Source organism: Chitinophaga qingshengii, assembly GCF_014529935.1.
GTDB classification, from domain to species: Bacteria; Bacteroidota; Bacteroidia; order Chitinophagales; family Chitinophagaceae; genus Chitinophaga; species Chitinophaga qingshengii.
The window spans coordinates 743,643-757,709 of record NZ_JACVFC010000001.1 but is presented as its reverse complement, the minus strand read 5'-3'; the positions used below and the strand labels follow the sequence as shown (position 1 = coordinate 757,709).

Below are 14,067 nucleotides of genomic sequence, written 5' to 3'. Positions count from 1 at the left end.
ATGAAGCTATTCAGACTGTTTCCCGGACCGCCGGCAAAAACAATGGTTATCATCGTTGTATTAGGATTACTGAACAGTGCGATGTCCAGCGGAATGCTGATACTTATTAATAACCGGATGTCGGGCAAAGCACTGCCATTCCCCGGATATGAGTGGCTGGCATATATACTGCTGTTGGTGGGTATTCTGTTGGTAGGCAGAGTTTTTCATGCCTATATGATCAAACTATCGCAGAATGCGCTCTATACAGTAGAGGTATCCTTATTACAAAAGATAAGAGCTGCGTTGTTCCAGGACTTTGAAGGCCTGGGCGAAGAAAAAGTGTATACTGCCATCAGCGACGCCAAAATGTTGGCGCAGACGCCCGAAGTAATACTGGGTCTTTTTAATGCCGCTATCATGGTGGTTTGCGGGCTCGCTTATATGTTCTGGATAAAACCACTTGGCGGAGCTGCCCTGCTGGTATTGATGATATTCTTGCTATTGCTCTACTTATTGAGAAATAAGAAAATAGAAGTAGAACTGAATAAGGTGAGAGACCTCCAGAATCAATACTATAAATATCTCCGCGATCTACTCTTTGGTTTCCGGGAAGTTAAAATGAGCATCGAAAGAAATGAAAATCTGTATCATGATTTTTTACAGAGAAACAGGGATCAGGGACGCGAGCTTTCTGTAAAAACGAATATCAGGTATCTAAATAATGAACTGGCCGGAAGTCTCAGCTGGTACCTGTTGCTGGGATTGATCCTTTTTGTTTTTCCGGCACTCAATCACCTGGGTGTAGCAGAGATGAATACCTTTGTGGTAGTAACCCTATATATGATGGGGCCGGTTTCTACACTGATAACCTTTATCCCATTTATCACCAGAACTAAAATTGCGGTAGAGCGGATAGAAGAGCTGGAACACAGTATCAGGGCTAACATCACTGTTAAGCAGCAATATAACGACCTGGCGGAAATACAGGAATTCCTCAATGTCCGGTTCGAGGACGTCTCTTTTTTTTATGAAAGTCGCAATGGCAAACAACCGTTTGGCATCGGGCCATTGAACCTGGAGTTACGTAAGGGAGAAGTAGTATTCATCACCGGTTCGAACGGCAGCGGCAAAAGTACATTTATGAATATGCTGGCCGGTTTATACCTCCCTGCTTCCGGTAACATAAAACTGAATGGTAAGGAAATCGGGATACATAATTATCCTTACTACAGTGACCAGCTAAGCGCCATTTTTACAGGGAATTATTTGTTCAATGAAAATTATAACCAGTGGGATCTTACCACTTCCAACGAGCTGTTTATGGATCTGATCGCATTAATGGAGCTCAAGGATGTGATTAAACTGGATACTATTTATAAAGATATCGGTACGCGTTATTCAAAAGGGCAGCAGAAACGCCTGGCGATGATCTACGCACTGCTGGAGGAAAAAGACGTGATATTATTGGACGAATGGGCAGCAGAGCAGGATCCGTATTTCAGGGCCAGGTTTTATAAATATATACTACCACTGCTGAAAAAGCGTGGAAAGACGGTGGTTGCTGTAACACACGACGAATCATATTATACATGTGCCGACCGTGTCATTCATTTTGAGGAAGGAGTAATCGTAAAAGATCATTATTTACAACCTGGTATCCAGGCAGTACACATTGATATCAAATAGGGTTTTAATATGGATTTGTTTTTTGTTCCTTTTGCGGGTGGAAACAGGTATAGCTTCAAAGCGCTGGAGCCTCATTTTCCGACAGACATGAAGATAACCGTGCTGGAGCCACCAGGGCGTGGCGCCAGGATTAGCGAACCACTGCTATACAATCTTCAGGAGATAGCAGATGATATGTATTCCCGCATGCAGCAAAGCATGGAAAAAGACTATACCATTTATGGCCATAGCATGGGAGGTATCGTTGCATATCTGCTGGCGCTGAAAGCAAGAAAGGACGGTTATCCGCTGCCGGTGCACCTGTTTGTTTCAGGCACAGCTGGCCCTTCGTTCCGGGAAGAGTCAGCGCTGCACCATAAGTTGGAAAAGGAGGACTTTATCAGGGAATTGATAAACCTTGGCGGGCTACCGCAGGAGCTGCTCGGCAATATGGAGCTGTTTGATTTTTTTGAACCGGTATTAAGGGCGGATCTTCAGGCAATTGATACCTATTGCCATACACCCGTTCCGCCGCTGGATGTACCCGTAACAGTGCTTTTAGGAGATGAGGAGGACGTAAGCCCTGACGGCGCCGGATGCTGGCAACGTGAAACTAATTTTCCTATTGACCTGATTACCTTTCCGGGCAATCACTTTTTCCTGTTTGATCATCCAAAACAGGTGGCGACACTGGTATCAGAGAAGCTGGGGTACCTTGCCCGACCCCTTCGGTAAGTAGTTATTTTATCCTTGCTTTTTTACTATGAACAATACCAAAAAAATAGATACCACTGCTATTGCAGTAGTTGGAATGAGCTGCAGGTTTCCCGGTGCTGCCAGCGTGGACGAATTCTGGAGGAATCTTGTATCGGGGAAGAATACCTTTACCTGGTTTTCCCGGGAGGAACTGGAAGCGGCAGGGATAAGCAGGGAGCTGCTGGACCATCCTGATTATATTCGCTCTATTGGCGGAATACTGGAAGATAAAGATAAATATGACCATTACTTTTTTGGTCACTCGCCCAATGAGGCTTATATGACGGATCCACAGGTGCGGGTGTTTTTACAGGAAGCATGGCATGCCCTTGAAGATGCCGGCTATCCATTCAATAACGCGACGGCGCAGCCTGTTACGGGTATCTACGCCGGCGCCTCCAACTCTTTTGTATGGCAGGCGATGGCATTGTTCTCCGGCAAAGTTGCTGATATGGGGCTGTTCCAGTCCCAGTTGTTGGCCAATAAAGACCTCCTGGCCGTAAAAACTGCTTTCCAGCTTGATTTGAGAGGACCTGCGGTAACAGTGAATACCGCCTGTTCTACTTCGCTGGTTGCTGTCCATCTTGCCTGTCAGGCCTTGTTGAACAATGAGTGTGAAGTGGCGCTGGGCGGCGGAGTATCTATGAGTTATAATACTATTGGAGGATATTTGCCTCAGGCGGGTAGTATCGGTTCTGTTACCGGTATACCCAAAGCTTTCGATCAGTATGCAGATGGTATCGTGGCAGGAGAAGGCGTTGGCGTGGTCGTTCTGAAGCGGCTGGAAGATGCTGTCAGGGATGGCAATAATATATATGCCGTTATCAAAGGATCGGCGATGAATAATGACGGCCGGCAGAAAGCCGGATTTTCGGCGCCGGGTGTAAAAGGGCAGGCTGCCGTTATTAAGGCAGCCCAACAGGCTGCAGGTATTACAGCGGAGGAAATGATATTTGTGGAAACCCATGGTTCTGCAACGCCGCTGGGGGATCTTATAGAAATGGAAGCACTTACACAGGCTTTCGAAACAGAGCGGAAAGCCTATTGCGGGATAGGCGCCGTGAAGTCGAATGTAGGGCATGCTGATGTGGCTGCCGGTATTGCAGGCTTCATCAAGGCTGTAATGGCAGTGAAGCATCGGCTTATCCCGCCGAATCTTTCTTTTGAAGTGCCTAATCTGCAGGTAGACTGGGTGAATAGTCCTTTTTATGTTGTGACAAGGCCTACGGATGTTCATGATGACCTACCCATGTACGCAGGTGTTAGTTCATTCGGTATCGGCGGAACAAATGCGCATGTTATCATAGGTGAAGCACCGGCATTGCCGCTCGCTTTGCCCCAGGCAGCTGCCCCACAGCTTTTTGTGTTTTCGGCAGCCACTAAAACAGCCCTGGAAAGGTACCTGCATCAGTTCCGTTCATGGCTCAGAGATCATCCGGAGGCTGACCCCATGGATGTGGCTTACACCCTTCAAATAGGCCGCAGGAGCCAGGCATACCGTTTGGCATTTATGGCAGAGGGGATCATCGGATGCCTTAAACAGCTGGAAGGAGAACAGCATTTGGTGACAGCCGGCGCAAATCCGGAACTTACACTTCGTTTGTCTGAGTCAGCCCAAAGCAGCTGGTCTAACCATCCCTGGTATCTTTCGCAGCCGTTGTTCAAAGAAATGACGGAAGACCTGGCCGGTATTTTTTCAACGGTGATGGCTACAGAATATCCCTTCCTGCAAAATCGTGAGCGGGAAATGATCTGGCAGGGGCTATCCGGTATTTTGCTGACTTATGCAGAAACCCGGTTTATGATGACGCTGCTGGCAGTGCCGCTTACCGTAATCACAGAAGGGAGAACCGCGTTGCTCGCACCTGTATTGTCGGCGTCGATCGATATCCGGACAGCATTGGGTATTTGGATAACATTATTTCTCGCAGAAATGCCTTCTTTCCTGCATAAAAAACCGGTAGGAAAGGTATTGGAAAGATGTGAGATAGATCCTGTACGGGTGTCCGTCCTGTGCAATTTCCAGCCGATACCCCTTCAGAGGGAAGATTTTATGCAGGAAACATTCTGGCAAACAGCTATGACCCCTTCCAGTCACAAGTTCTGGCAGCCGGCTGCAGAAAATGCGACGGTGCTGTTTTTAGGAGGGCATGATAGGAAGAGCATCCGCGTGCAGGCAAAAGACGCACATGATATGCTGACCTATCCGGCTGCATATGATGTGCTGGAGGTACTCTCCCGGCTCTGGCAACAAGGGTGTCATATCAACTGGGAGGTCTTGTATAAATCCGCCGGCCGCAGACTTGTTTCTCTTCCGGGATATGTGTTTGATCAGCATAGTTTCTGGATGCAACAGCCTAAAGAATATATCGTTTCCGCTGAAACAAAAGGAGTAAAGGAAACAATAGACAAATGGTTTTACTTTCCCGGCTGGGAAAGGAGCTTCATACATCCCCAGGCAAAGAGTATAGCCGGAACAGTAGTTGTATTTTTACTTCCGGGGCTGATCAATTCAGCATGGTTCCGTGCTTTTGTTGCAGCTGCACCGGAAAAGGTAATCGGCGTATGTCCCGCAAAAACGTATAGCCGTGCATCCAGTGATCTTTATTACCTCGATCCTGCCCAACGGCCACATTATGACATGCTATTGAATGACCTGGCAGTTGAAGGCCACTCCCCTCAACTGATAGTGCATGCCTGGAACCTGGTAAAAACAGTACCTGAACTTACAGCAGTAAAGGATATGCTGCCGCAGGGCTTTTTCAGCCTCATTTATTTATGCCAGTCATTAGCTGCCCGCACATTACCGTATCGCCCCCAGCTAAAGGTACTTACACAGGGGCTGTATCAGATTACCGGTGCAGAAAGTCTTCAGCCAACTGGCGGTTTCGCCGCCGGTATTTTGTTGGTAGCAAGACAGGAAATTCCATCGCTGGACTGTATACACATCGACCTGGAGAAAATACCCGGTAACCAGGTCAGGGAAAATGAAGCCTTGAACAATGAACTGCTGCACACCGGAAAAGATAAACAGGTGGCATATCGGAGAGGACTGCGTTGGGAAGCCAACTACCGGCCTTTGTCACTATCTTCCGGAGAACAATTGCCGGCAATGTTACAGCACGGAACTTACCTGCTCATCGGTGGCTTGGGAAAGATCGGCTACCTGGTAGCCGATTACCTCGCTACTAATTTACGGGCACGGCTCATACTTGTTGGCAGGGAGTTCCTCGGAGATCCTGATACCTGGCACAACCTCAGCCCGGAAAGTAGTGTCGGCCGGAAAGTGGCCATGGTAAAACGCCTTCGGGAAAAAGGCAGCGAAGTGATGTACTATTCACTGGAGATGGATGATGTTGCTCAGTGGAAAAATATACTCAAAGCTGCAGGGCCACTCCGCGGTGTTTTCCATATGGCAGGCGAAACACGAAATGATATTCTCCAACAACAACTGCAAACCCTCACACCGGAAAGCATATATCCCCAGTTCCTGCCAAAAGTATTTGGCGTTACAGCGCTCTTTAAAGCGTTACAGGAATATTCTCCCGGATTTGTAGTGCTAACGTCTTCGCTCTCCTCTGTTCTGGGGGGCCTCGGGTTCTCTTCTTATGTGGCGGCCAACAGCTTCATGGATGCCTTTGTGCACTATGCAAACATGAAAATGCCTGAAACCCGCTGGTTGTCTGTCAATACCGCTGAGTGGCTTTTTGAAGCCGGTCCCGACTTTCAGCATGATGAACGCACCCGCCTTTTTATGACCCCCAAAGAAGGGCTGCAAAGTTTTTGCAGCATACTGGATAATTGTCTATTGCAACAGGTGGTTATCAGTACCACTCCATTACAGGAAAGAATAAAGAAATGGGTAACCCTGGAAACAGATGAACCAGGTCCCGATGTCCACTCACCGTCATCTGTGATAACGCGGCCGGCTATACATACTACCTATGCAGCGCCGGTAACGCCTGCCGAAAAAGAGGTAGCTGCTGTTTGGAGCCGGATACTCGGTTACGAACAAATAGGAGTGGATGATAATTTCTTTGAACTGGGTGGAGATTCACTGAAAGTGATCATGGTGGCGGCCAACATACACAAAAGACTAAAAGTACAGATACCCGTTGCTACTTTCTTCCGTATTCCGACCATACGCCAGCTGGCGCACTTGATAACGGATGCAGAACGAAAAGACTACCTGGCCGTGGTGCCTGCTGAAGATCAATACTATTATCCCGTTACAGCAGCACAACGCCGACTGTTTATCCTGCAACAAATAGAACCAGACAGTACAGGATATAATGAGTGTTCGCTCTACCAACTGGGCGGGGATGTGAATGAGGCAATGCTGAATGAGGCATTCCATAAGCTGATACAGCGCCACGATAGCCTGCGTACTTCCTTTCATATGCCAGGAGATGATCCCGTACTGGTAGTACACGATGAGGTGGACTTTCAGATACACCATTTTGACTGCCTGAATGATGATAACCCAGCCTTACAATTTATCAGGCCATTCGATATAACACAGGCGCCGCTGATGCGGGTGGCGCTGGCTAATACCAGTGCCGGAAACAAACTCCTGATGATTGATTTTCATCATCTCATCACTGATGGTATTAGTTCCCAGATTATTATAAAAGAACTGGTGCGGTTATACGCAGGAGATGAGCTGGAGCAACCGTATCTGCAGTATAAGGACTTTGCGCTCTGGCAACAGTTGCCAGAAGTAAGGCAAATGCTGGCTGCACAGGAGAGATACTGGCTGCAACAGTTCCGGGAGCCATTGCCGCTGCTCGACTTACCCACAGATTTTGCCCGGCCACTGCATCAGACATTTGAAGGCAGCACCTGCCGGTTTATATTGGATGGCGAAACAGCCGAAAATATACGGGCACTGGCCGCCCGGGAGGAAGCCACTTCCAACATGGTTTTACTCGCAGTCTGTTACATCTGGCTGGCTAAATTATCCGGGCAACAGGATCTTGTCGTAGGTACGCCAGTTGCAGGCAGAAGCAATGCTGATCTGGAGGAGATTGTGGGTATGTTTATTAATACCCTGCCTTTGAGGATGCAGATCAATGCCAATGAAACACCGGCGGAGGTGATAAAAAGGGTGAAACGCATTACACTGGATGCTTTTGATAACCAGGATTATCCGTTTGAAATGCTGGTAGAGAAAGTAGCAGGAAAAAGAGATCTTGGCCGTAACCCGGTTTTTGATGTGATGTTCCTTTTCCAGAACTATATCAGGAGCATGGGTGATGAAACGCAGATGCTGAAAGATCGGGATATAGAAATTAATATCGGCGGGTATGAAAAAAAGACGGTAAAATTTGATCTTTCCCTGGAGGTAGTGGACGATGGCAACGCTTATCACGTGAGCATTCACTATGCCACCAGGCTATTCACCAATACAACTATTGAATATTGGGCAGCTTTTTTTACTGAGTTGGCAGCGGCCATACCCCGGTACACTGACATAGCTGTCAGCCAATTGCTACCCTTGTCTCAACCTGTGGTACGCCGGCATGTACTTCCCGACGGGGAAATTAACAGTACGCTTTCTACCGGTAGTATACCGGTGATGGATAGCCAAAAGCAATCCCTGTTACTGGATATCTGGAAAACAGTTTTGGGAAAAGAGGAAATAGGGATACATGATTCTTTTTTCCATCTAGGCGGAGACTCCCTGAAAGTGTTGCGCATGATCGCAAAACTTAATCAGGCAGGATATCACACCGCAGTCAGGAATGTGTTCAATCATGATACCGTTGCTATGCTGGCGGGTATCATCGATACAAAGCAAAGGCGGCAGGTGCCGGTCGCATCAGATGATGGCAGGATACCGCTTACGCCCATACAATACTGGTTCTTTGAGAACTACCACACAGACCAGCATCAGTTTAATACCGCGCTTATGTTTGCAACAGCAGAAGATCTTCCACTGGAAGGCCTGGAGGCTATTTTTAACGCCATGTTCAATCACCATGCAACATTGAGAAGCACTTTTCCGATGAATGAGAAAGGTGTTCGCTTTCAGCAAATCGATAACAGTGGAGAGCCACTGTTGATAAGGGATTTTGATCTCCGGGAATCTGCGGCGCCGGTAAATGAGTTACAGCGGCTGGTGGCAGGCCTGCAACAGCATACCACCCTCGAACTCGGGCCACTGTTCACTGTTTGCCGATTCAGGTTCCCGGATCGGGACAGGATACTGGTGCTGATCCATCACCTGTTGATGGACGGCTTCAGTTGGCGTCTGCTGATGGAAGATTTTCAAACATTATATGCTGCTTATATGGAAGGCAGCCAGTTAATGTTGCCCGAACAAAGCGATTCGTATGGCGACTGGTCACACCGGCTAAGTACATATACTTCCCTGGATACCTGGGAGGAAGAGCGTATCCTCTGGGAAAACATGCTGGCCAAACCATTTGATTTGCTGCAATCCCCGGCAGGCAAGCGTTTCTCAGAACAGGAAATCCGTATGGAAGCCGTACATCTCGATGAATCGGAAACCAATGCGCTTATAACGGACCTGGGTACGCAGTTTGGCTGCGGTCCTGATGAAATGATCATCAGCATCGTGACAAGGGCATTGTATAAATGGAAGGAAATGCGCGAAATATTGATTGCGATGGAAGGACATGGCAGGGAATCCCCCTGGGAAGATATGAACGTAAGCCGTACTGTTGGCTGGTTTGCCAACATGTATCCTGTGAACATCACCGTAAAAGAGGAGGAAGATGCCCTTTTGCACCTACAGGAGGTACGCAGACTTATAAGGACCATTCCCAATAAAGGTATCGGGTATGGAATATTCAGGTACCTGCAGCACCCCAATGATGATAAATGGAAAACAGACCCACAGATCACTGTCAGTTACCTTGGACAGTTTGATGAGATCGAAACCCAAAATCAGGTGGAGCTTTCGTTTGAAAACTATGGTGAAATACTAAGCCGGAATATCGAGCGGCCTTACCTGCTGAAAGTGTCGGGCATTGTCATAAGAGGGAGGTTGCAATTATCTGTTTTTTATCCATATGAGATTTTCTCTGTGGAGGAAATAATGGACCTGCTACATCTCATAAAGAATGAGGTCGCCCATTATTGTTTGTTGAGGAACCAGTTACAGACTATATAAGTTTCACTAAAATTCATTTACCAATGACTTCCCCAATGAATGACATTCCTAGTATCTCTTACTGCACCGTAAGCATGAATAGGACAGAACATGTTAAAATTACGTTACCGCTCAATCTGCATGAAAACGAAAAATTTCCCAATGTTGAATTCCTATTGCTGGATTATAGTTCGTCAGATGGCCTCGAAGAATGGGTACGTGATAACCTGAATGAGTATATAGTGTCCGGAAGGCTCACCTATTATCATTATTCCGGTGCTACATCTTTTAACGGTGCGCACTCCCGGAACATGCTCTTCCAGCTGGCAAAAAATGATATCATATGCAATGTGGATGCCGATAACATCGTGTATACCGAATTTACCGAGTATGTGCTCCGGCAATACCAAACCAATCCGGATGTAATAATCATTGCAGATTTCACCAATCAAAAGTACCAGATGCATGACATCATGGGCCGATTCTGTTGCCTGAAGCGCGACTTTCTGTTGGTCAGCGGGTATGATGAAAGCATAGTGGGATATGGATTTGAAGATCAGGACCTCTATCGCCGCATTATCAGGTTGGGGAGGGAAAAATGTGTAATGGATAATATAAACCTGGTAGCAGTTCTTCAACACGACGACAAGGAACGGGTACTAAACGATTGGCTGGTGCAGGCATATTATGCGTTATTTATCCGCGAAAAAGGGGTAGATTATGAATTACTGATACTTACCAGTGATAAACGTTATATCCGGGGAACAGTTGTTACCACCCGCTACAAGGGGGAGCACTTCACATTTGGCTATGATGAAGGTCCTGCCGGCGAATGGACGTCCAATCCGGATGGTTCTATCAGCTTGAAAAATGATGACAACAACCTGTTATGCTTACAGGCGATCGATGGCCAGGAACACTATGAGCTGTCAGGCCCGGAAGAGTCGATATATCTAATGCGGGTTACAAACATGGAAGATGTAGGTAAGGCCATTATGATGTACCGTATGGCTGCCAATCAAGAAATATATCAAAAAAATATAAATAATAAAAATTTGATTATTAATCAAAATGGGTTTGGCAGAGGAGTGGTATATCAGAATTTCGACAGGCAGATACCGATTGATCTGGGTTTAATTGGTTAAAAATGAAGGAACAAAAATCCTTTTGCAGGGGTTATATTTGATTTGGCGGATAAATATCAGTCCGTGACAAATCGCTCTTACATGCGGTAATTACATGATTTAATTTTGGATTGAACAAAAATTATACTTTATGAAAACAGTTTTTTGTAAATCCATTTTTACCCTGGTAATGGGAATAGCCGTATTAAGCGCCTGCGATAAGTCAGATGGTACCCGTACCAAGCTGGACGGAATGAAAGGTAACTGGGAGTTGTCGGACCTCACACTGGTGAATGATCAAAAAGGAACGCCCCGTCAGATGGAAGGGCTTGAAACTATTAATTATCCGGTGCTTAATCTCAATGGAGACGGCAGCTTCAGCGCTGCAGGCAAAGACAATGGTAAATGGAATCGGCAGGATAACAGCTTATCATTGAGTTTCAGCTCTGGCAGGCAAACAACCTTGAAAGTTGCCCGGTTGAATGAAAATGAAATGGTGTTGGAACAAGCGTATGCGGCATCAGGCAATAAATCAGGCGGAGTTATCTATTATCAGTATGTCAAGAAATAAAAACAGGGGCGGAAAGTTGCAGGTCACAGCGCATTTCCGCTCTTTTTTTGTTAAAAAGATCCTGCATGGAGCGGAAGAAATATATCATTATACTACATATCCTCTTTTGGGTATCGGTACCATTTATGCTAACCTTCGTCAGCTGGTCCTATCAGTTCACGGCATTTGTTCCTGTGAAGGGGGGGGCAATACGTAGTTATGCACAGGTGCTTTATGAAACGTTGCTGCTGAATGCTGTTGTCCTGTTAGTAGGAACTGTTACCTTTTACACTATCGAATCTATTTGCTTCTCAATGGCCGCCGGTACCCACAAAAAATGGGGGATACCGTTTAAAATATTACTGTTGTCGGCCTGGCCGGCATTAATTGTCATATTGCTCAGTTATGTTTCCTTCGCTGTTGCATGGTCGTTTAAATATTTTCTGCTTACTGCTTACCTGTCCGTCATCCCATTTGCGTTAATGGGTATATTATCCTTCGTACTGAAGAAACTGATAAGAACGAAGGGAGAAATGTTGTTACTGGAAAAAGCCAATGTGATGGCACAGTTGGAGTTGGTGAAGTCAAAAACGGATCCTCATTTCCTGTTTAATACCATCAATAATATTGATTCCCTGCTATCAGATGATCCTGCTGCCGCATCGGTGTACCTCAACAAACTTTCCGGCCTGCTGCGGTTTATACTTTATGAATCTTCAACCAATGAGAAAATCCCCTTGCGGTCGGAGGTCAACTATATTACGGAATATATTAATCTGGAAAAGATCAGGTCTATTAACCAGGATTTTGTTAAATTCAATATTGAGGGAAGTATCAACGGCCATATGATTGCACCGATGGTCCTGATCCCTATCCTTGAAAATGCCTTTAAGCATGTGGGAAGCAGGACTACAACCGATGCAATTGTATTAGACCTCAACATTAAAGCGGATGAAATACTATTCAGATGCCGTAACATTTACAATGCCGTAAAATACAGGAAAAGTGAAAATGGCGGCCTCGGTTGGGGATTGATCAGGCAACGGCTGGATCTTCAGTATGGCGGCCATTACCAGTTGGAGGTTAATAAAGATGGAATGTATTACGATGTACGGTTAAAGTTATTTTAGATGCTGATAGATTGCATTATTATAGAAGATGAACCCCTGGCATTGAAAAAAACAGCCGGTTTTATTCAAAAGGTTCCCTACCTGAACCTGGTAGGGGAGTTTTATAGCAGTATGGAAGCTTTCCTGTACCTGAAAGAGCATCCTGTTACCCTGGCATTCGTTGATATAGAAATGGAAGGACTGAATGGGCTTGAGCTGATCGCCTCCCTGAAAAATATACCCTATACTGTTATCACTACGGCTTATGAACAATATGCACTAAAAGGATATGAGCTGAATGTGGCAGATTATCTGTTGAAGCCATTTGATTTTTCCCGTTTTCTGAAAACGGTGGAAAGAATACATGAACAGGCTCAGGCCAGACAACCAGAGTCAAGAGACTTTTTTTTCATACAGGCTGGGTACCGTAATATCAGGATTTTTTACAACGATGTTTTATACATAGAAGGAATGAGAGATTACCGCTGTGTATATACGGAAAAAGAGAAGATACTTACCTTACAGACTTTCAATGAACTGGAATCAATTGTTGCCCGTGAAAAACTATGCAGAATACACAAGTCATTTATGATAGCCGTCGATAAAGTAGCGTTCATTGAGCGTGGCCATGTGATGATCCGTGAAAGATTGTTGCCGGTCAGTGAAACATACCGTAGTGCCTTTTACGCTCTCCTGGGATTTAAAGATGGTAAATCAACGTCATGATTTTTCTGTGCCCTCCCGCCAATTTGCCCTGTATTCCTGCCTGGTAGCCCAGATTGAAGAACGGGCCGTTTAAAAAGAATTAGCCTCCTGAACGGCCGTTGTAAAAATAAAAACAATGAAAAACAAGTTAGTATCTGTGGTGATGCCATGCTATAACATGGAACGTTACATTTCCATGGCGATAGATAGTGTCCTATCACAGTCCTATCAAGAACTGGAGCTGATTATTATCAACGATGGCTCTTCAGACAATACCGGGAATATTATTCGCACATATGACGACTCCCGGATAAAATATGTGTCATTGCCTGCCAATAAAGGGAACTATCCTGCCAGAAACATCGGAATGCGTATGGCCACTGGAAAATATATAGCAGTGATGGATGCAGACGATATCTCCGAGAGCGACCGGCTAATGACACAGGTTCGGTATCTCGACCGTCATTTGAATACCGGCTGTATAGGTACCCAGGGTACCTATATAGATGAAAACAATGCAAAAATCGGATGGATCAATTATCCGGGTGCTACCAGTGCTGAAATGGCGGTTTATTTTCTCATAAACAATTACACTATTCATCCGTCACTGATGTTTCGCAGAAGCGCTATACTGAAACATGACCTTTTCTATAATGAGAAGTACAGGTATGCAGCGGATTTTGCGCTTGTCAGCAGTTGTATTAGCCGGTTTCAGGTTTTAAATATTGGCGAAAGACTGATGCAATACCGGGTACATCCAAATCAGATATCATCTGCCAAACACAAAGAGCAAGTAAAATATGCAGATATGATCAGGCTGACCCAGTTGGAAAGGCTGCAAATCCGGTTGACACCCGTAGAACAGAAGGTGTATCTGAAATTACTTAAAGGAGATGCTGCTTCCTTCTCCCGAAGAGAAGTCGCTCGCTGTGTGACGGTTTGCAGGCACATAGTAGACCACAATGATAATTTCGGCATATATGACAAGAAGCTGCTCCGGAAACTGTTTAGCGAGCATGTTCTTAGTTTATTATAAAAGACTTGCCTTCCTGCTTTAAT

8 protein-coding genes are annotated in these 14,067 nt (G+C 45.7%); all 8 read left to right on the top strand.

Features of this window, described 5'->3' with window-relative positions:
• The 8 genes from ICL07_RS02680 to ICL07_RS02645 all read left to right on the top strand — a co-directional run bounded on the left by ICL07_RS02680 (position 1) and on the right by ICL07_RS02645 (position 14,044).
• Positions 1-1,668: a cyclic peptide export ABC transporter gene (locus ICL07_RS02680; RefSeq protein WP_188086400.1), complete on the top strand. Its 1,668-nt coding sequence runs from the start codon at positions 1-3 to the stop codon at positions 1,666-1,668.
• A gap of 9 nt (positions 1,669-1,677) precedes the next feature.
• On the top strand, positions 1,678-2,382 hold the full coding sequence (locus ICL07_RS02675) for a thioesterase II family protein (RefSeq protein ID WP_188086399.1): 705 nt from the start codon (positions 1,678-1,680) through the stop codon (positions 2,380-2,382).
• A gap of 28 nt (positions 2,383-2,410) precedes the next feature.
• On the top strand, positions 2,411-9,541 hold the full coding sequence (locus ICL07_RS02670; RefSeq protein WP_188086398.1) for a condensation domain-containing protein: 7,131 nt from the start codon (positions 2,411-2,413) through the stop codon (positions 9,539-9,541).
• Between the two features lie 74 nt (positions 9,542-9,615).
• Positions 9,616-10,665 (top strand): glycosyltransferase family A protein, encoded by a 1,050-nt coding sequence (locus tag ICL07_RS02665; RefSeq protein WP_188086397.1) that lies wholly within the window; start codon positions 9,616-9,618, stop codon positions 10,663-10,665.
• 130 nt (positions 10,666-10,795) lie between these two features.
• The gene (locus tag ICL07_RS02660) at positions 10,796-11,215 is read left to right on the top strand and encodes a lipocalin-like domain-containing protein (protein ID WP_188086396.1); all 420 of its coding nucleotides are present in this window, start codon (positions 10,796-10,798) and stop codon (positions 11,213-11,215) included.
• A 65-nt stretch (positions 11,216-11,280) separates the two neighbouring features.
• On the top strand, positions 11,281-12,324 hold the full coding sequence (locus ICL07_RS02655) for a sensor histidine kinase (RefSeq protein ID WP_188086395.1): 1,044 nt from the start codon (positions 11,281-11,283) through the stop codon (positions 12,322-12,324).
• Positions 12,325-13,029 (top strand): LytR/AlgR family response regulator transcription factor, encoded by a 705-nt coding sequence (locus tag ICL07_RS02650; RefSeq protein WP_188086394.1) that lies wholly within the window; start codon positions 12,325-12,327, stop codon positions 13,027-13,029. It abuts the gene before it with no gap.
• Between the two features lie 115 nt (positions 13,030-13,144).
• Positions 13,145-14,044, top strand: coding sequence for a glycosyltransferase family 2 protein (locus ICL07_RS02645; RefSeq protein ID WP_188086393.1), 900 nt, complete (start codon positions 13,145-13,147; stop codon positions 14,042-14,044).
• The last annotated feature ends 23 nt before the right edge of the window (positions 14,045-14,067 follow it).

Bases quoted from the DNA above. Each gene is read 5' to 3' on its own strand.
- ICL07_RS02645 (WP_188086393.1), top strand. From the start codon at position 13,145: ATGAAAAACAAGTTAGTATCTGTGGTGATGCCATGCTATAACATGGAA.
- ICL07_RS02675 (WP_188086399.1), top strand. From the start codon at position 1,678: ATGGATTTGTTTTTTGTTCCTTTTGCGGGTGGAAACAGGTATAGCTTC.
- ICL07_RS02680 (WP_188086400.1), top strand. From the start codon at position 1: ATGAAGCTATTCAGACTGTTTCCCGGACCGCCGGCAAAAACAATGGTT.
- ICL07_RS02655 (WP_188086395.1), top strand. From the start codon at position 11,281: ATGGAGCGGAAGAAATATATCATTATACTACATATCCTCTTTTGGGTA.
- ICL07_RS02665 (WP_188086397.1), top strand. From the start codon at position 9,616: ATGAATAGGACAGAACATGTTAAAATTACGTTACCGCTCAATCTGCAT.
- ICL07_RS02660 (WP_188086396.1), top strand. From the start codon at position 10,796: ATGAAAACAGTTTTTTGTAAATCCATTTTTACCCTGGTAATGGGAATA.
- ICL07_RS02650 (WP_188086394.1), top strand. From the start codon at position 12,325: ATGCTGATAGATTGCATTATTATAGAAGATGAACCCCTGGCATTGAAA.
- ICL07_RS02670 (WP_188086398.1), top strand. From the start codon at position 2,411: ATGAACAATACCAAAAAAATAGATACCACTGCTATTGCAGTAGTTGGA.